General features: G+C 65.1%; 16 protein-coding genes. 11 read left to right on the top strand and 5 right to left on the bottom strand.

What is annotated here, in order from left to right; genetic code table 11:
• The 8 genes from cobU to LOY33_RS19035 all read left to right on the top strand — a co-directional run bounded on the left by cobU (nucleotide 1) and on the right by LOY33_RS19035 (nucleotide 6,604).
• Nucleotides 1–516 (top strand): bifunctional adenosylcobinamide kinase/adenosylcobinamide-phosphate guanylyltransferase, encoded by a 516-nt coding sequence (gene cobU, locus LOY33_RS19070; RefSeq protein ID WP_043862535.1) that lies wholly within the window; start codon nucleotides 1–3, stop codon nucleotides 514–516.
• Between the two features lie 2 nt (nucleotides 517–518).
• Nucleotides 519–1,574 (top strand): nicotinate-nucleotide--dimethylbenzimidazole phosphoribosyltransferase, encoded by a 1,056-nt coding sequence (cobT, locus tag LOY33_RS19065; protein ID WP_258659668.1) that lies wholly within the window; start codon nucleotides 519–521, stop codon nucleotides 1,572–1,574.
• A complete protein-coding gene (cobC, locus tag LOY33_RS19060) occupies nucleotides 1,571–2,140 on the top strand; it encodes an alpha-ribazole phosphatase family protein (RefSeq protein WP_258659666.1) in 570 nt (189 codons plus the stop codon). Before cobT ends, cobC begins: the two co-directional genes overlap by 4 nt.
• Nucleotides 2,140–2,868 carry an adenosylcobinamide-GDP ribazoletransferase gene (locus LOY33_RS19055; RefSeq protein WP_258659665.1) on the top strand — a complete coding sequence of 243 codons (729 nt, stop codon included), beginning with the start codon at nucleotides 2,140–2,142 and terminating at the stop codon, nucleotides 2,866–2,868. The genes cobC and LOY33_RS19055 overlap by 1 nt, the downstream gene beginning before the upstream one ends.
• Nucleotides 2,869–2,990: 122 nt before the next feature.
• On the top strand, nucleotides 2,991–4,184 hold the full coding sequence (locus LOY33_RS19050) for a glycoside hydrolase family 5 protein (protein ID WP_258659662.1): 1,194 nt from the start codon (nucleotides 2,991–2,993) through the stop codon (nucleotides 4,182–4,184).
• 40 nt (nucleotides 4,185–4,224) lie between these two features.
• Nucleotides 4,225–4,629 carry a MarR family winged helix-turn-helix transcriptional regulator gene (locus LOY33_RS19045; protein WP_043862530.1) on the top strand — a complete coding sequence of 135 codons (405 nt, stop codon included), beginning with the start codon at nucleotides 4,225–4,227 and terminating at the stop codon, nucleotides 4,627–4,629.
• A gap of 63 nt (nucleotides 4,630–4,692) precedes the next feature.
• A complete protein-coding gene (locus LOY33_RS19040) occupies nucleotides 4,693–5,901 on the top strand; it encodes an MFS transporter (protein WP_043862529.1) in 1,209 nt (402 codons plus the stop codon).
• A 151-nt stretch (nucleotides 5,902–6,052) separates the two neighbouring features.
• The gene (locus LOY33_RS19035; RefSeq protein WP_043862528.1) at nucleotides 6,053–6,604 is read left to right on the top strand and encodes a glutathione peroxidase; all 552 of its coding nucleotides are present in this window, start codon (nucleotides 6,053–6,055) and stop codon (nucleotides 6,602–6,604) included.
• A gap of 7 nt (nucleotides 6,605–6,611) precedes the next feature.
• On the opposite strand, the gene LOY33_RS19030 is transcribed toward LOY33_RS19035, so the two are convergent.
• The gene (locus tag LOY33_RS19030; RefSeq protein WP_043862527.1) at nucleotides 6,612–6,878 is read right to left on the bottom strand and encodes a DUF2798 domain-containing protein; all 267 of its coding nucleotides are present in this window, start codon (nucleotides 6,876–6,878) and stop codon (nucleotides 6,612–6,614) included.
• Between the two features lie 113 nt (nucleotides 6,879–6,991).
• Between LOY33_RS19030 and LOY33_RS19025 the strand changes: the two genes are divergently transcribed.
• Nucleotides 6,992–7,927 (top strand): LysR family transcriptional regulator, encoded by a 936-nt coding sequence (locus LOY33_RS19025; protein WP_054914683.1) that lies wholly within the window; start codon nucleotides 6,992–6,994, stop codon nucleotides 7,925–7,927.
• 41 nt (nucleotides 7,928–7,968) lie between these two features.
• On the opposite strand, the gene LOY33_RS19020 is transcribed toward LOY33_RS19025, so the two are convergent.
• The 3 genes from LOY33_RS19020 to LOY33_RS19010 form a co-directional block, all read right to left on the bottom strand.
• On the bottom strand, nucleotides 7,969–9,243 hold the full coding sequence (locus LOY33_RS19020) for an OmpP1/FadL family transporter (RefSeq protein WP_043862525.1): 1,275 nt from the start codon (nucleotides 9,241–9,243) through the stop codon (nucleotides 7,969–7,971).
• A gap of 144 nt (nucleotides 9,244–9,387) precedes the next feature.
• Complete coding sequence (locus tag LOY33_RS19015; RefSeq protein WP_054914682.1) at nucleotides 9,388–9,870, bottom strand: hypothetical protein; 483 nt, start codon at nucleotides 9,868–9,870, stop codon at nucleotides 9,388–9,390.
• 335 nt (nucleotides 9,871–10,205) lie between these two features.
• The gene (locus LOY33_RS19010; protein ID WP_043862639.1) at nucleotides 10,206–10,430 is read right to left on the bottom strand and encodes a hypothetical protein; all 225 of its coding nucleotides are present in this window, start codon (nucleotides 10,428–10,430) and stop codon (nucleotides 10,206–10,208) included.
• Nucleotides 10,431–11,387: 957 nt separating this feature from the next.
• Here LOY33_RS19010 and LOY33_RS19005 point away from each other — a divergent pair.
• Nucleotides 11,388–11,813 carry a tetratricopeptide repeat protein gene (locus LOY33_RS19005; RefSeq protein ID WP_100635013.1) on the top strand — a complete coding sequence of 142 codons (426 nt, stop codon included), beginning with the start codon at nucleotides 11,388–11,390 and terminating at the stop codon, nucleotides 11,811–11,813.
• 175 nt (nucleotides 11,814–11,988) lie between these two features.
• Nucleotides 11,989–13,374 carry a DNA recombination protein RmuC gene (gene rmuC, locus LOY33_RS19000; RefSeq protein ID WP_162484864.1) on the top strand — a complete coding sequence of 462 codons (1,386 nt, stop codon included), beginning with the start codon at nucleotides 11,989–11,991 and terminating at the stop codon, nucleotides 13,372–13,374.
• On the opposite strand, the gene LOY33_RS18995 is transcribed toward rmuC, so the two are convergent.
• A complete protein-coding gene (locus tag LOY33_RS18995) occupies nucleotides 13,346–16,822 on the bottom strand; it encodes a hybrid sensor histidine kinase/response regulator (RefSeq protein ID WP_058541016.1) in 3,477 nt (1,158 codons plus the stop codon). The two genes, rmuC and LOY33_RS18995, sit on opposite strands and share 29 nt — an antisense overlap.
• Nucleotides 16,823–16,922 lie beyond the last annotated feature (100 nt).

Here is a 16,922-nt window from a genome sequence, read left to right as displayed (position 1 = left end):
ATGCTCAAGCTGATTCTTGGCGGCGCCCGTTCGGGCAAGAGCCGCCTGGCCGAACAATATGCCGTCGACAGCGCGCTGGCGGTGACCTATATCGCCACCAGCGAGCCGCTGGACGGTGAAATGAATGCCCGCGTGCAACTGCACCGTGCGCGTCGCCCTGCCGAGTGGGCGCTGATCGAGGAGCCGCTGGCGCTGGCGCAGGTGCTGCGCGAAACCGCCGCGCCCGAGCGTTGCCTGCTGGTGGACTGCCTGACCCTGTGGCTGACCAACCTGCTGATGCTCGAAGACCCCGAGCGCCTGGCCGCCGAGCGCGATGCACTGCTGGACTGCCTGGCGCAGTTGCCGGGTGAAATCATCCTGGTCAGCAACGAGACCGGCCTGGGCGTGGTGCCCATGGGCGAGCTGACCCGTCGTTACGTCGATGAAGCCGGCTGGCTGCATCAGGCCATTGCCGAACGTTGCCAGCACGTGGTGCTGACCGTTGCCGGCCTGCCACTTACGCTCAAGGGAGCCTGAACATGAGTCAAAACTGGTGGCAGAACGCGTGTCAGCCGATCAACCTGGCTGTGCGCGAACAGGCGCTGGAGCGCCAGCGCGAGCTGACCAAGCCAGCCGGCTCACTGGGCCGGCTGGAGCTGGTTGCGGTGGAGCTGGCCGGCTTGCAGGGCAAGCTCAAGCCTGGCGTGCGGCAGGTATGGATCGCGATTTTCGCGGGCGATCACGGCGTGGTGGCCGAGGGGGTTTCGGCCTATCCGCAGGTGGTCACGCGGCAGATGCTGCAGAACTTCGTCGGCGGCGGCGCAGCCATCAGCGTGCTGGCCCGCCAGTTGGGTGCGCAGCTGGAGGTGGTCGACCTGGGGACGGTCGACCTGACCCTGGAACTTGCCGGTGTACGCCATCTGCGCATCGGGGCGGGCACCGCCAACTTCGCCCAGGTGCCGGCAATGACCACCGAGCAGGGGCGCCTGGCGCTGCAGGCCGGGCGCGAGAGCGCCTTGCGTGCGCGTGATGCCGGGGCGCAACTGTTCATCGGCGGCGAAATGGGCATCGGCAACACGGCCTCTGCCAGTGCGGTGGCCAGTGCATTGCTCAAATGCGCCCCTGGCGAGCTGACCGGCCCCGGCACTGGCCTGAATGCTGCCGGTGTCGAACACAAGACCCGCGTGATCGAACGCGCGCTGCTCACCCACGCGGCGCTGGCCGACGACCCATTGGAGCAGCTGTTGTGCTTTGGCGGCTTCGAGATTGCCGCGCTGGTGGGGGCGTACCTGGCGTGCGCGCAGCAAGGCATCGTGGTGCTGGTGGACGGTTTTATCTGCACCGTGGCGGCGCTGGTTGCAACGCGCATCAACCCCGGTTGCCGGGCCTGGCTGCTGTTCGGTCATCGCGGCGCAGAGCCCGGGCACCAGCGGGTGCTCGAAGCGTTGCAGGCGCAACCGCTGCTGGAGCTGGGCCTGCGCCTGGGCGAGGGCAGCGGGGCGGCGCTGGCGGTACCGCTGCTGCGCATGGCCTGCGACCTGCACGGGCAGATGGCGACCTTCGCCGAGGCGGCGGTGGCGGACCGCGATACATGATCGTCGACCTGCTGCGTCATGGTGAAACCGAACTGGGCGGTGGGCTGCGCGGCAGCCTGGACGACGCGCTGACCGAACTTGGCTGGGCGCAGATGCGTGCGGCTGTGGTCGAGGGCGGGCCGTGGACGCGGATCATCAGCTCGCCGCTGCAGCGCTGCGCGCGATTCGCCGAAGAACTTGCCGATCAGGTGCGCGTGCCCATGCAACTGGAGGCCGGCCTGCAGGAGCTGCACTTCGGCGACTGGGAGGGGCGCAGCACCGCCGACCTCATGCTTACCGACGAACAGGGCCTGGGGCTGTTCTGGGCCGACCCTTATGCCTTCACGCCGCCGGATGGCGAGCCGGTCACGGCGTTTGCCGAGCGGGTGCTGGCGGCCATGGCGCGGGCGTACCAGGCCCACGCCGGCGAGCGCGTGCTGCTGGTGACCCACGGCGGCGTGATGCGCCTGCTGCTGGCCCGTGCCCGCGGCCTGCCGCGCGAGCAGCTGCTGCAGGTGGTGGTCGGGCACGGCGCGGTGCACCGTCTGCATTGCGCGGCCGACGGTCGTTTCGCGGAAATCGCCTGATGCAGGCGTTCTGGATTGCCCTGCAGTTTCTCAGCAGCCTGCCGGTGCGCCTGGCGGGCATGCCCGCGCCCGAGCAGATGGGGCGCTCCCTGCTGTGCTACCCGCTGGTGGGGCTGTTGTTCGGCGGGGTGCTGTGGGCGGCCAGCGCGCTGCTGGCGGGCAGCCCGCCGATGCTGCAGGCGGCCCTGCTGCTGTGCATCTGGGTGTGGTTGAGCGGTGCGTTGCACCTGGATGGCCTGGCCGACAGCGCCGATGCCTGGCTGGGCGGGTTCGGCGATCGCGAACGCACCCTGACGATCATGAAGGACCCGCGCAGCGGGCCGATTGCGGTGGTGACGCTGGTACTGGTGCTGCTGCTCAAGTTCTGCGCGTTGCTCGCGCTGGTCGACAGCGGGCAGGCGGTGGCCCTGCTACTGGCACCGGTACTGGGGCGGGCGGCGATGCTGGGGTTGTTCCTGTGCACGCCGTATGTGCGCGCAGGCGGCCTGGGACAGGCGCTGGCCGAGCATCTGCCGCGTGGCGAAGCCAAGGCCGTGTTGCTGGCGACCGGTTTGGGGTGCCTGGTGCTGGCGGGATGGAACGGTATCCTGGCCGTGGGCGTGGCGCTGCTGGTGTTCGCGCTGCTGCGCCAGGTGATGCTCAAGCGCCTGGGGGGCACCACCGGGGATACAGCAGGGGCGTTGCTGGAGCTGCTGGAGCTGGCGGTGGTGGTAAGCCTGGCACTCTGAAGGGGCTGTCAGGAGCTCTTCGCTGCGGTCATGAATCTGTAGTGTTTTGCAACTGAATGCAGCACGTTGTCAGCCTTCGCAAGCGCTAGCCTTACGTTCCTCTGTCTTTGCGGGGTGCCCCGATGCGCAACCAGCTGCTGGCCTGCCTTATCGCCTGTTCGTCCCTGCCGGCCCACGCCGCCGACCTGATCGACTTCTGGAACACGCCGCGCCATGGCGGCAACAGCTTCAACCGCCTGCCGCCCGACCAGGCCTATTTCGTGGCGCTGCACGGCTACGGGGCGAGCTGGGTGCGGTTGTCCTATGACAAGTGGCAAGCGGCGCAGCGTGATTTTCTGCTCGGTAATGCCGATACCTACCAAGGGCTGCCGGCCGCCGACCTTGCCACGCTAAAGGCCACCCTGGACCGCGCGCACGCCGCAGGCCTCAAGGTCGTTATCACGCCCCTCTCACTGCCCGGCATGCGCTGGGCACAGAACAACGCCGGCCAGTTCGATGACCGGCTCTGGCAGGACAAGGCCTACTGGGCCCAGGCCGCCGACTTCTGGCGTGACCTGGCGCGGGCGCTCAAGGACCATCCGGCGGTGGCGGCCTACAACCTGATCAACGAACCGGCGCCCGAGAAACTCGGCGGCCTGGCCGAGCACGCCAGCGCCGAGCAGATGCGCGCCTGGTACCGACAGCAGCAGGGCAGCACCCGCGACCTGCCGGCGCTGTATCGCCAGTTGGTGGCGGCGATACGCGAAGTCGATCCACTCACCCCGATCATGCTCGATGCCGGCTGGTACGCCGCGGCCGATGCCTTCGAGTACTGGCCTGGCGCGCTCGACGACCAGCGCCTGCTCTACAGCTTTCACATGTACGAACCCTACGCGGCCACCAGCGCGCCCAACCTGGAGCGCGCCACGCCCTATGCCTACCCTGGGCCCGCGCCCTTTGGCGGCAGCGTTGCGCAATGGAACAAGGCCCGGGTGCAGCAGTATCTGCAGCGCCCGCTGGACTGGGCCGGCAGGCACGCGGTGCCGGCCAATCGCCTGGTGGCCGGCGAGTTCGGCTGCATGCGCCGCTGGGCAGGCTGTACCGCCTATCTGGAGGATGTACTGGGCACCCTCGATCGCCAGCAGGTGCACTGGGCCTTCTACAGCTTTCGCGAAGACAGTTGGGACGGGATGGACTACGAGCTGGGCAGCGCCAAAGTGCCGTGGGCTTATTGGCAGGCGATCGAAAAGGGCCTGCCGGACCCGCTCAAGCGCACGCCCTCCAGCCTGTTGGAACCGATTCGAAAACGCCTTGCCCTCAATGGCGCACCCCACTGAACGCTTGCATCCTGATAACTACGGGTATATACACGCATCTATGTTGAAGAGCCATTGCATCTGTACTCATCTGCGCCGGGCCGCCCGTGGGGTCAGCCGGCACTATGACGAAGCCCTTGTGGGCTTCGGCATCAATGTCGCCCAGTTTTCCCTGCTGCGGCATCTGCAGCGCCTCGATCAGCCCAGCATCTCGGTGCTGGCCGAGTCCATGGGCCTGGATCGCAGCACGCTGGGTCGCAACGTGCGGGTGCTGGAAGCCGACGGCCTGGTGGCGTTGGCCGAAGGTGTCGACTTGCGCAACCGCATCGTACTGCTGACGGAGAAGGGCCTGGCGCGCCTGGTGGCCGCCACGCCTGCCTGGGAGCAGGCCCAGGATGCCCTGGTGAGCAACCTTGGCGAAGGGCAGCGCGATGAACTGGTGCGCCTGTTGGAACAGTTGGCTTGAGCGTATTACACCAATAAGCGGGTATATACCCGTGTAACCTTGCGGCGGTCTGGGAGAACAAGAATGACATCGGTATGGCGCACGAGCGGTTGGGTGCTGTTGGGGGCGGCGCTGATCCTGGCATTGTCGCTGGGGGTGCGGCATGGCTTCGGCCTGTTCCTGGCGCCGATGAGCGCCGAATTCGGCTGGGGGCGCGAAGTGTTCGCCTTCGCCATCGCCTTGCAGAACCTGATCTGGGGCCTGGCCCAGCCGTTTGCCGGTGCCCTGGCCGATCGCCTGGGCGCGGCCAAGGTGGTGATCATCGGCGGCATTCTCTACGCCGTGGGGCTGGTGATGATGGGCATGGCGGACTCGGCGTGGTCACTGTCGCTCAGTGCCGGGCTGCTGATCGGCATCGGCCTGTCGGGCACCTCGTTCTCGGTGATCCTGGGTGTGGTAGGGCGTGCCGTGCCGGCAGACAAGCGCAGCATGGCCATGGGCATCGCCAGCGCCGCAGGCTCCTTCGGCCAGTTCGCGATGCTGCCTGGCACCCTGGGCCTGATCGGCTGGCTGGGCTGGTCGGCGGCATTGCTGGTGCTGGGCCTGCTGGTGGCCTTCATCGTGCCGCTGGTGGGCATGCTGCGCGATAACCCGCTGCCCAGCCAGGGGCACGAACAGACCCTGATGCAGGCGCTGCGCGAAGCCTGTTCGCACTCGGGCTTCTGGTTGCTGGCGCTGGGCTTTTTCGTGTGCGGTTTCCAGGTGGTGTTCATCGGCGTGCACCTGCCGGCCTACCTGGTCGACCAGCACCTGCCGGCCACCATCGGCACCACGGTGCTGGCACTGGTCGGTCTGTTCAATATCGTCGGCACCTACACCGCCGGCTGGCTGGGCGGGCGCATGTCCAAGCCGCGCCTGTTGACCACCCTGTACCTGCTGCGGGCGGTGGTGATCGTGCTGTTCCTGTGGGCGCCGGTGACCCAGTTCAGCGCCTACCTGTTCGGTATCGCCATGGGCCTGCTGTGGCTGTCGACCGTGCCGCTGACCAACGGCACCGTCGCCACCCTGTTCGGGGTGCGCAACCTGTCCATGCTGGGCGGCATCGTCTTTCTGTTCCATCAGTTGGGCGCATTCCTGGGCGGCTGGCTGGGCGGTGTGGTGTACGACCGTACCGGCAACTATGACCTGGTGTGGCAGATCTCGATCCTGCTCAGCCTGCTGGCTGCCGCGCTCAACTGGCCGGTGCGCGAGCGCCCGGTGGCGCGGCTGCAGGCGCGGCCGGAGGCGGCATGACCGCGCGCCTGGTAGCGTTGGTGCTGGCTGGCCTGATGCTGGCGCTGGTGTGGTGGGGCTGGCACCAGGGTGGTCTGGCGCTGATGCAGTTGGGCATGGGCGTGTGCTAGGCGTAAGCTGAACCCCTGCACTCAGGCAAGGGAGACGCACCATGTACGCACGCTGGCTGTTGGTACCGCTATTGATACTGGCTGGTTCGGGGGCCGTGCTGGCCGCCGACTGCCCGGCCTTGCTGCAGGGCGAGTTGCCCAAGCTGCGCGCCAAGGAACAGGTGAACCTGTGCGAGCGCTTCGCCGGCAAGCCGCTGGTGGTGATCAACACCGCCAGCTATTGCGGCTTCGCGCCGCAATTCGAAGGGCTCGAGAGCACCTACAAGGCTTATCACGGGCAGGGCCTGGAAATGCTCGGGGTGCCGTCCAACGACTTCAAGCAGGAAGACGCCGACAGCGAGAAGACCGCCAAGGTGTGCTATGCCAACTACGGCGTGACCTTCACCATGACCGAGCCACAGAAGGTGCGCGGCGACGACGCCACGCCGCTGTTTCGCGAGCTGGCCAGGCAGAGCAATGCGCCCAGGTGGAATTTCTACAAGTATGTGGTCGATCGCCAGGGCAAGGTGGTGGCCAGCTTCTCCAGCCTGACCAAGCCGGACGACCCGGCGTTCAGGGCTGCCATTGAGAAGGCCATCGCCTCGCAGCCCTGAGGCGGGCTCAGGCCTTGCCCGGGTGGACGGTCCAGGCCACCAGCTTGAGCACGATCGGCCGTACCACCAGCACGCAGGCGAAGGCCACCGGCATGGCCAGTTGGTAGGCCTTGAGCACATTGGCCAGGTAATGCTCGCCGACGCCGCTGTTGGCGGCGGTGATCACGAAGCACATCAGCAGCGCCATGATCGACGACATGTAGAACGCGAATACGTAGGGGGTGGCGCGTACGCCGAGTTTCAGGCGTGGGCGAGGGCGGGTCTGGCTGGTCATGCAGGCTCCTGAGGGTAGGGGAGGCGCCAGACTAGCAGGCTGCCAGGGTACGAGGTAGACGACGCCAGCTTAGGTCTTTATAAAGAGAACCTTACGAATCCTGGAGTTTGGCCGTGAACCTGTTGGGCTCGATACGCAGTTTCATCAAGGTGGTCGAGGCTGGCAGCATCGCCGGTGGGGCCCGCACCCTGGGCTTGAGCGCCGCCGCAGTGAGCCAGAACATCGCGCGCCTGGAAGCCCATCTGCAAGTGCGCCTGCTGGCCCGCACTACCCGCAGCATGGCGTTGACGCCCAATGGTCGCGCCTATTACGACAAGGTCAGGCATGTGGAGCGTGATCTGGAGCTGGCGCAGCTGGCCGTCACGGCCGATGACGGCGAACCCCAGGGCCGGTTGTGCATCTCCTCTTCTTCGGCCTTCGCGCGCTATGTGCTGGCGCCCCTGATGCCGGCATTCAACCTGCGCTATCCGCAGCTTTCAATTGAATTGCTTACGAGCGACCGGCGTGTGGACCACGCGCGCGAGTCGATTGACGTGAGTGTGCGCATCACCCCCCAGCTGGAAGACGGCCTGCTGGCGCGGCACGTTGCCCAGATCCCGTTCATCTGTTGCGCAGCGCCTGCCTACCTGGAGCGTGCCGGCCGGCCCGGCACCCCGGAAGCCTTGAAGGGGCATCGCTGCCTGGTGTTCCGTTACCCGGTGGACGGCCGCTTTCTGCGGTGGGGCTTTGTGCGTGACGGCCTGCGTTTCGATGCCGAGTTCGGGGATGTGTCGATCAGCGATGACATCGACGTGCTGGCGCAGATGGCGGTGATGGGGGGTGGGATCGTGCGCCTGGCCGAGTTCGTGGCGCGGCCTTACCTGGAGAACGGGCAACTGGTGCCGCTGTTCGAATATGCCCAACCCCACCAGGCCTATGCACAGACCTCGCCCATGGACATCTACCTGTGCGTGGCCGACCGCTCGGCGCTGACGCCCAAGGTGCGGGCCTTCATGGCGTATGTGGAGGACTGCCTGGCGCAGGCCTGGCGCGTGCGCGCGCGGGCATAAAAAAACCGCCTTTGGAAGGCGGTTTTTTCATGCAACAGCGATCAGAAGCGGTAGGTCAGCGAAGCACCCAGGCCGTGTGCACTGTTTTCGTACTTGGCATTGTACGAGCCCTTGAACGAAGGGTCGGTGATGGCGGTGCTCTGGTGAATCTTGACGTCTTCTTCCATCAGGTACGAGTAGGCCACGTCGATGGTCATGTCGTCGCTCGGGTTCCAGCCTGCCCCCAGGCTGAACACCTTGCGGTCGCCGGTTGGGATGCGTGGCGAACGGTTCTGGTTGTTGGCTGGCGACTGGTCGACGGAGAAGCCGGCGCGCAGGGTCCATTCCTTGTTCAGCTTGTAGGCAGCGCCGATGGCGTGGGCCCAGGTGTCGTGCCAGTTCTGTTCTTCGGCGATCTGGCCCAGTGCCGGTGCCAGTGGCCCGGTGCCCTCGTTGTTGACCACGATGGACTCCAGGCGGCTCCAGCGGGTCCAGGTGCTGCCCGCGTACAGGGTCCAGTTGTCATCCAGTTCGTGGGTGACCGAGAAGTCGACCGACTCGGGGGTCTTGATCTTCAGCGAGGCGTCGAACTTGCTGCCGCTGAACGGGCCGAAGCCCGGGCCGCTGATCTTGGTGTCGCCCTTGAGCTTGTAGTCGACCATCGAGTGGTAGGTCAGGCCGACGCGGGTTCTGTCGGTGGCCTGCACCATCACGCCGATGTTGTAGCCGACGGCGGTGTCGTCACCGGTGATCTTGACCTTGCCGTCGTTGCTGCCTGGGGTGGCGCGGTTCAGCGCGGCGGACTCCAGGGTGCCGTCGATACGGTTGATGGTCGGGCCGAAACCGATCGAGACCTTGTCGTTGAAGGCGTAGCTGATGGTCGGTTGCAGGGTCACGACCTGAACTTCGCTCTTGCTGCCGAAGTAGCGGCCGGCAAAGCCGTGCTCGTAGTCGGTGATCAGGCCGAAAGGCACGTAGACCCCGAAGCCGAATGCCCAGTGGTCATCGATCGGCTTGACGTAGTAGCCCATCGGTACGCCAACCACGGGGACCATGTCGCCGTCGTTGCTGCCGCCGAAGGTGCCGCTGCCCTTGATGTCGGACTTGGCAATGATGGCCGCGCCGCCGACGGTCACTTGTTCGCGTTTGAGGCGGGACATGCCGGCAGGGTTGCCAAACACGGTGCTGGCGTCATCGGCAGAAGAAGAACGACCCGCGAAACCTGTGCCCATGCCGCTGATGCTTTGCTCGTTGAGGGCAAAACCGCTGGCGAAGAGTTGAGTTGATGCGAAAGCGACAGCGAGGCCGAGTGAGGATTTGAGTATTACTTTTTTCATTATTAGAACTCCATGGGATCACCGGAGCGCAAAGTATCAATAATTTTGGACGTGCGCTATAGGCTCTAAATCAGGAGATACCGCGTTTTTGTAGGACAATCCGACCAGATTCGCTGATTTTATCCGGTTGTTTGAAAATGGTTCTCAGCAGGCCTGGAGTGCCGGTTTGCCGACGCATGCCTGCCAGGCCTGGGTGAAGTCGCGTAAACGGGCGTGGGGCTGGAATGTTTGACGCCAGATTCTTGCGAGACCTAGCAGGTCGTCGGATTCTGGTAGCGGCAGCGCCTTTTCTTCGACCAGCATCCAGGCGATGGCAGTGGCGTAGCGCAGGTTGACGGTCAGTTCCAGGTGCGGGCCGCTGAGGAACGCGTGCTGGCTGGCGAGGCCGCGGACCAGGCTGGCCAGTTCGGGGTCGTGGGCCAGGAACTGGTCCCAGATCGATTGGTGGCGCAGTTCGCCGATGCGGTACAGGCCGTGGCCACGGCGGTCGTGCAGGGCCGAACCCATGCCCGACTGGCTGGCTGCGATGCCCAGCAGCAGGGCTTCGGCGCTGGGGCAGTAGCGGCCCAGGTACAACAGGGTGGGGCGGATGACGAATTCACTCAACTCGCTCGCGGCGATAGCCATAATGCCCTCGAACTTCGTAAATGGCCGGCGGGACGCTGGTGCTTGGCAGCAGGTGGGTCGGGGTCAGGCCCGCCGGAAGCGGGCAAGGCCGCTTGAGTTGAAGTGTAGTGTCATATCTATGCTGTAAAGGACTGTTTTTAAATCGATTGTGGTGGCTTGGCATAACCCATATGACGCTTGGGTATTAGGCCGTGGGGGTTAAAGCGCTTTCGGTGGTTGGGGTTTGGCCAATGAATCCGGGCCTTGCAGAGGGCAGGTCGAGCGCGGCGGTCACTGAATTTCAGGCATAAAAAAGCCCCGCCAATCGGCAGGGCTTCTTGCGTCTCAGACGACCATCAGGCAACCAGTGCCTGGCGAGTCCGGTCAATCACCGCTTGCAGCGGCTCAGCACTCTCGTACTGCTCCGGATACAGACGCTCGCTGTGACGAGCAATGCCGTGTTCATTGACCAGGGTAAAGCTGAAGCTGCCCTTGCGCGCCGCATGGATCATGCAGTTCAACGGGGCAAATGCCTGGCTAAGGGTGCGAATGGCAGCCTGAGTATGGATGGATGTATTCATAGTTATTAGATGTTCCTGCAAAAGACACAGCATAAGAGCCGTGTTCATATAAAACGTTCCAGTAACGCAAAGCTTTAGGGCTAGAGCGAAGAACCTGACTGGAACAGGGCAGCCAGAGGTAAGCGCATTGATTAGGTGGCGCCAGGGCTGACTGGTAGGTACTAGGAAGACAGGCAACACGTCAGGGCTAAGGTTCTGCGCCGCTGTGTGAAGATCCTGTTCAATCTGCAGGGTGACTCGCCAAGAGTAGGTAATGGTTACCTGGGAGTCATCAAGTGGGCCGGTCCTGGTTTCAACAGGTGCTGTTCCGTTGTCGGATCAGGACGCTGCAAGGACTGCTTTGGCCAGAATTGAGTTTCAGCTTGGTACTAACGCTGGCAACACTACAGCAGTTTTCAGGTTGTGGCAACCCTTTGTGCTTTTCGTGCGCCAAGCCGGCCATTATCTCGATTTCAGGCTGTTCTGTGAAGAGGGCCCCAGGAGGCACCACCGCGCGTGCGGAGCATTTTCGTGCAATCCCGTGCCTCGCTTTGGGGCACCTGTCCACACCTGTAACACCTCTTGTCAATGTGGCGCTACACCGCGGCAGGGCCCTGGCGATGACCAGTTCGAAAGTACAAGTCAATGAAAAAAAACACTTTTTTTAGCTGGTGAAAAAATCGTCAGTTTGAGCGCGGGCCCCATTCTACCGGGGTTTGCGGGGTGTAGGAGGGGGTTGTCCACCGAGTTATCCACAGCTTCTGTGGATTGTCATGCGGGTCTGCTCTAGGACGCGGGTGCCAGCAATGCAGGAAGTGTCTGACAATTTCCGCGGCGCATTTCGGCTCGCGCGAAATGTCCACTGACGTGTCAAAAAAAAACATCGCCTGACGGAAAAAAAGCCTCGAATTCCCTCGGGCCATGCACGAGAAAATCCGGTAGAGTGGCGCGCCTCTCGAGTTGCCTTCGCCGTTTTTTATGAAGTTTCGCAGCAAAACCCCAAGCCCTACTGCCCAACCCCCCGTTGCCGAGCCCCGACGTTTTTCGTTGAAGGTGGCCCTGTGGCTGCTCGACAGCCCGCGCCTGGGCGACAACCCCAACGTCAAGCACTTCGCCGGGCGCCTGCTCAAGCAACCGGCACGCCAGGGTGTGGTGGTGGCGCAGAGCCGGCTGGGGCAGATGCTGTGCCGCGATTGCGGCAATGCCCGTGACCGGCGCATCGGCCACGAGCTGCTGCGCCAGGCTGCCCGGGCCGGTGACCGCAGGGCACAGCTCGAATATGGCCGTCTGTGCGCCCAGCCCCAGGTCAACGAGCCGGAGCAGGCACGTTACTGGCTGGAACAAGCCGCCGCGCAGGGCTCCAAAGAAGCCGTGCGGCTGCTCGGGCAACTCACGAGCCACTGATCGACCGCCCGGGGCTGTTAAGCTCTGGGGGATTTCCCTGGGGGTGAGCATGCTGTCTATGGCTGCAATGGATCTGACCAGCATCGTGCTGGGAATGGTGGTGGCGGCTTTGCCCGCTGTGGTGGTGCTGGTGCGTCTGCAACGTCAGCTGGCCGACAGGCAGGCCGCCGCCGCACTGGCCGAGGAGCGCCTGAGCAGTGCGCTGCTGGCCCAGGAGGGCCTGAGCGCGCAACTCGACGCCAGTCGTGACGAAATCAGCGATCTGGGCCAGGCCAATGCCGCCAAGCAGGCCAGCCTGGCCGCTCAGGGCCGCGAGCTGGAGTTGCTGCAGATCGAGCGCGACAACGCACGCGATGCCGCCCATGCCTGGAACCTTGAACGCAACGCCCGTGAAGCCGAGCTGCGCCGCCTCGAAGCGCGTTGCGCCGGCCTTGCCGCCGAACTGCGCGAGCAGCAGGACAGCCACCAGCAGCGCCTGAACGATCTGCAGGGCTCGCGCGACGAGCTGCGTGCACAGTTTGCCGAAATGGCGACGAAGATTTTCGACGAGCGCGAGCAGCGTTTCGCCCAGACCAGCCAGCAGCACCTGGGGCAACTGCTCGACCCGCTCAAGGAGCGTATCCAGTCGTTCGAGAAGCGCGTCGAGGAAAGCTACCAGCAGGAAGCCCGCGAGCGCTTTTCGCTGGGCAAGGAACTCGAGCGCCTGCAGCAGTTGAACCAGCGCCTGAGCGACGAGGCCACCAACCTGACCCAGGCACTCAAGGGCCAGAAGACCCAGGGCAACTGGGGCGAGTTGATTCTGGAGCGGGTGCTGGAACATGCGGGGCTCGAAAAGGGCCGCGAATACCAGACCCAGGTCAGCCTCAAGAGCGCCGATGGCGAGCGTTTCCAGCCTGACGTGCTGATCATGCTGCCCGGCGACAAGCAGGTGGTGGTCGACTCCAAGGTCAGCCTCACGGCTTACCAGCAATATGTAAACGCCAGTGAAACCGACGTGGCCCAGGCCGCGCTCAAGCAGCATGTGCTGTCGCTGCGCAACCATGTCAAAGGCCTCTCGGGCAAGGACTACAATCGCCTCGAGGGCCTGCACAGCCTGGATTTCGTGCTGTTGTTCGTGCCCATCGAGGCGGCGTTTTCGGCGGCGCTGCAGGCCGAGCCCAACCTGTTCCAGGAGGCCTTCGACCGCCAGATCGTGATCGTCAGCCCGACCACGTTGCTCGCCACCCTGCGGGTCATCGACAGCCTGTGGAAACAGGAGCGCCAGAGCCAGAACGCCCGCGAGATCGCCGAGCGCGCCGGCTGGCTGTACGACAAGTTCGTGTTGTTCATCCAGGACCTGGACGAGCTGGGCAACCGCCTGCAGCAGGTCGACAAGGCTTATGCCGCAGCGCGCAACAAGCTCTGCGAGGGGCGCGGCAACCTGATCAGTCGCAGCGAGCAGCTCAAGCTGCTCGGCGCGCGGGCCAGCAAGAGCCTGCCGGCCGACCTGCTGGAACGCGCCATGGGCGGCACCGACAATCTTGCCGAAGGCCTTACTGCACCAGGCTCAGATGACGATTGAGCAGGGCGCGCAGGGCCGCCGGCTTGACCGGCTTGCTCAGGTAGTCGAGGCCGGCGGCATGTACCCGCGCCACGGTCTCGCCGTGGCCGTCGGCACTGATCACCACCCCCGGCACCGGCTCGCCCAGGCGCGTGCGTAGCCAGGCCATCAGTTCGGTACCGATTTCGCCGTTGTCCAGGTGGTAGTCCACCAGCGCCAGATGCGGGCGCAGGCCCTTCTCGAGCAGGGCGGCGCATTCCTCGCGGTTGCGCGCCGTCGACACCAGGCAGCCCCAGCGGCTGAGCAGGCTGTTCATGCCGATCAGGATGCTGTCTTCGTTGTCCACGCACAGCACCTGCAACCCCGCCAGCGGCTGGCCGGCCTGTTCGGCTGGCTTGGCCTGGGCCGGGCTCGCGGCGTTGGCCAGCGGTACGCTGACGCGGAACACGCTGCCCTTGCCGGGCGATGAGCGCACCTCCAGCGGGTGGCCGAGCACCTTGCACAGGCCGTCGGCGATCGCCAGGCCCAGGCCCAGGCCTTTTTCGGCGCGGGTCTGGTGGCTGTCCAGGCGCTTGAATTCCTCGAAGATCACCTGAAGCTTGTCGTCGGCAATGCCCGGGCCGCGGTCCCACACTTCCAGCCACAGGCGGTCCCCGGCGCGGCGCACGCCCAGCAGGATCGGGCTCTTGCCATAGCGGAAGGCGTTGGTGAGGAAGTTCTGCAGGATACGCCGCAGCAGCTTGACGTCGCTATGCACCCGCAGCTTGCTGCCACGCACGCGAAAATCCAGGCCCTGCTGCTGGGCCAGTACCTTGAACTCGGCACCCAGGGCGTCGAACAGTTCGCTGAGGGCGAACGGCTTGGCGTCCGGGTTGATCTTGCCGTTCTCCAGGCGCGAGATGTCCAGCAGGTCGCTGATCAGCTCTTCGGCCGAACGCAGGGCGCTGTCCATGTGCTGCACCAGTTGCTGGGCGTCGCCCGACAGGCCCTCTTCCTGGTGCGACAACGCGGCGGAGAACAGCCGTGCGGCGTTCAGCGGCTGCATCAGGTCGTGGCTCACGGCGGCCAGGAAGCGGGTCTTGGACTTGTTGGCGGCTTCGGCATGGCTCTTGGCCTCGGTCAGCGCCAGGTTCAGTTGCGACAGCTCGTGGGTTCGCTCGGCCACGCGCTGCTCCAGGCCTTCGTTGGCGTCCTTGAGGGCCTGCTCGGCCTCGCGGAAGGGGGTGATGTCGGTAAAGCTCATCACGAACCCGCCGCCGGGCATGGGGTTGCCGATCAGCTCGATCACCCGGCCATTGGGGAACAGCCGCTCGGAGGTGTGCGCGCGCCCCTGACGCATCCAGTGCAGGCGCCGCGCCACATGCACCTGGGCCTCGCCCGGGCCGCACAGGCCGCGTTCGGCGTTGTAGCGGATGATGTCGGCAATCGGCCGGCCGACACTGATCAGCCCGTCGGGGTAGTTGAACAGTTCCAGGTAGCGACGGTTCCAGGCCACCAGGCGCAGCGACTGGTCGACCACGCTGATGCCCTGGCTGATGTTCTCGATGGCCCCTTGCAGCAGGGCGCGGTTGAACTGCAGCACCTCGGAGGCTTCGTCGGCGATGCGTACCACGTCCTCCAGCTGCATGTCGCGGCCTTCGATGGCCGCCTTGACCACGGCGCGGGTCGAGGAGGTGCCGAGCACGCCGGACAGCAGGCGCTCGGTGTGCTCGATCCATTCGCCGTCGGCGTTCTGGTTGGGGTTGAAGCCCTTGCCCTGGCGATAGGCGAAGCGGATGAAGCTCTGGCGCGCACGCTCTTCGCCGACAAAGCGCGCGGCCAGGTGCAGCAGGTCGTCGATCTGTACCGCCAGCAGCGAACGGCTGCTGGGCCGCGCGCTGGTTTCCTGGCCAATGAAGCGCCCGGCCTGCCAGTGCTCCGATACCCGCGTGCGCGACAGGATCGAGACCCAGGCGAACACCGTGAAGTTGCCTGCCAGCGACAGCACCACGCCCTGGGTTAGCGGGGTGATCGGCAGGTTGAGCGGGTTGCCGTGCAGCCAGGCCAGGCCCGGGAACAGCTCCAGCGACCAGCCCACGCTGTGGGCGGCAATCGGCAGTACCAGGGTGTAGAACCACAGGAAGGTGCCGGTGGCCAGGCCGGCGAACACGCCGCGGCGGTTGGCCTGCTTCCAGTACAGCGCACCGAGCATGGCCGGGGCCAGTTGGGTGACGGCGGCAAAGGCGACCTGTCCGATGGTGGCCAGGCTGGCGGTGGAGCCCAGCAGGCGGTAGCTGACGTAGGCCAGCAGCAGGATCACCACGATGGTCACCCGGCGTACCGTGAGCATCCAGTGGCGGAACACCTCGAACGGGCGCTCGGCGTTGTTGCGCCGCAGCAGCCAGGGCAGCAGCATGTCGTTGGAGACCATGGTCGACAGCGCCACGGCCTCGACGATGACCATGCCGGTGGCGGCCGAGGCGCCGCCGATGAAGGCCAGCAAGGCCAGCGCCGGGTGTGCTTCGGCCAGCGGCAGGCTGATCACGAACGAGTCCGGCAGCACCGAGTTGGGCAGCAGCATCTGCCCGGCCAGGGCAATCGGCACCACGAACAGCGCGGCGAGGATAAGGTAGGCCGGAAACACCCAGCGTGCCAGACGCATGTCCTGCGGTTCGATGTTCTCCACCACGGTGACATGGAACTGGCGCGGCAGGCAGATGATCGCCATCATCGCCACGCCGGTCTGCACGATCATCGACGGCCAGTTGATGGTTTCCTGCCAGTAGCCGTCAAGGGCGGGCGCCAGGCGGGCCTGGCTGAACAGGTCGTCGAAGCCGTCATAAAGACTGAAGGTGATGAACGCGCCCACGGCGAGAAACGCCAGCAGCTTGACCAGCGATTCGAAGGCGATGGCCAGCACCATGCCGCGGTGGTGCTCGGTCACATCCAGGCTGCGGGTACCGAACACGATGCTGAACAGCGCCAGCACCAGCGAAACCACCAGCGCGGTGTCCTGCACGCGGCTGCCGGTGGCATCGGCCCCGGCACCGATCAGCAGGTTGACCCCCAGCACGATGCCCTTGAGCTGCAAGGCGATGTACGGCAGCACGCCCACCAGGCAGATCAGCGCCACCACCACCGCCAGGGTCTGGGACTTGCCGTAGCGCGCGGCAATGAAGTCGGCGATGGAGGTGATGTTCTCCTGCTTGCTGATCAGCACCATCTTCTGCAGCACCCAGGGTGCAAACAGCATCAGCAGTACTGGCCCCAGGTAAATGGGCAGAAAGGCCCAGAGTTGTTCGGCGGCCTGGCCGACCGCGCCGAAGAAGGTCCAGCTGGTGCAGTACACCGCCAGCGACAGGCTGTACACCCACGCGCGCAGGCGTGGCGGCAGCGGGGTGCTGCGCCGGTCGCCGTAGAAGGCGATGGCGAACATGATGGCCATATAGGCCAGGGCGACCAGGGCGATCAGCCCGCTGGACAGCGACATGAAAACTCCGAACGAAAAAACGGTAACGGCCAACCACGATCAATCAGTCTGGCACGCCGTTCTCACTTCGTCAGCGCCGACGAAGGTCGCAGTGGCAGAG

Source organism: Pseudomonas sp. B21-036 (genome assembly GCF_024748925.1).
GTDB lineage: Bacteria > Pseudomonadota > Gammaproteobacteria > Pseudomonadales > Pseudomonadaceae > Aquipseudomonas > Aquipseudomonas palmensis.
The sequence above is the reverse complement of the archived record's forward strand: the minus strand, read 5'-3'. Positions and strand labels throughout refer to the sequence as shown.

Bases quoted from the DNA above. Each gene is read 5' to 3' on its own strand.
- LOY33_RS19040 (WP_043862529.1), top strand. From the start codon at position 4,693: ATGACATCGGTATGGCGCACGAGCGGTTGGGTGCTGTTGGGGGCGGCG.
- cobT (WP_258659668.1), top strand. From the start codon at position 519: ATGAGTCAAAACTGGTGGCAGAACGCGTGTCAGCCGATCAACCTGGCT.
- LOY33_RS19020 (WP_043862525.1), bottom strand. From the start codon at position 9,243: ATGAAAAAAGTAATACTCAAATCCTCACTCGGCCTCGCTGTCGCTTTC.
- LOY33_RS19050 (WP_258659662.1), top strand. From the start codon at position 2,991: ATGCGCAACCAGCTGCTGGCCTGCCTTATCGCCTGTTCGTCCCTGCCG.
- LOY33_RS19015 (WP_054914682.1), bottom strand. From the start codon at position 9,870: ATGGCTATCGCCGCGAGCGAGTTGAGTGAATTCGTCATCCGCCCCACC.
- LOY33_RS19045 (WP_043862530.1), top strand. From the start codon at position 4,225: ATGTTGAAGAGCCATTGCATCTGTACTCATCTGCGCCGGGCCGCCCGT.
- LOY33_RS19005 (WP_100635013.1), top strand. From the start codon at position 11,388: ATGAAGTTTCGCAGCAAAACCCCAAGCCCTACTGCCCAACCCCCCGTT.
- cobU (WP_043862535.1), top strand. From the start codon at position 1: ATGCTCAAGCTGATTCTTGGCGGCGCCCGTTCGGGCAAGAGCCGCCTG.
- LOY33_RS19055 (WP_258659665.1), top strand. From the start codon at position 2,140: ATGCAGGCGTTCTGGATTGCCCTGCAGTTTCTCAGCAGCCTGCCGGTG.
- LOY33_RS19035 (WP_043862528.1), top strand. From the start codon at position 6,053: ATGTACGCACGCTGGCTGTTGGTACCGCTATTGATACTGGCTGGTTCG.
- LOY33_RS19030 (WP_043862527.1), bottom strand. From the start codon at position 6,878: ATGACCAGCCAGACCCGCCCTCGCCCACGCCTGAAACTCGGCGTACGC.
- cobC (WP_258659666.1), top strand. From the start codon at position 1,571: ATGATCGTCGACCTGCTGCGTCATGGTGAAACCGAACTGGGCGGTGGG.
- LOY33_RS19010 (WP_043862639.1), bottom strand. From the start codon at position 10,430: ATGAATACATCCATCCATACTCAGGCTGCCATTCGCACCCTTAGCCAG.
- LOY33_RS18995 (WP_058541016.1), bottom strand. From the start codon at position 16,822: ATGTCGCTGTCCAGCGGGCTGATCGCCCTGGTCGCCCTGGCCTATATG.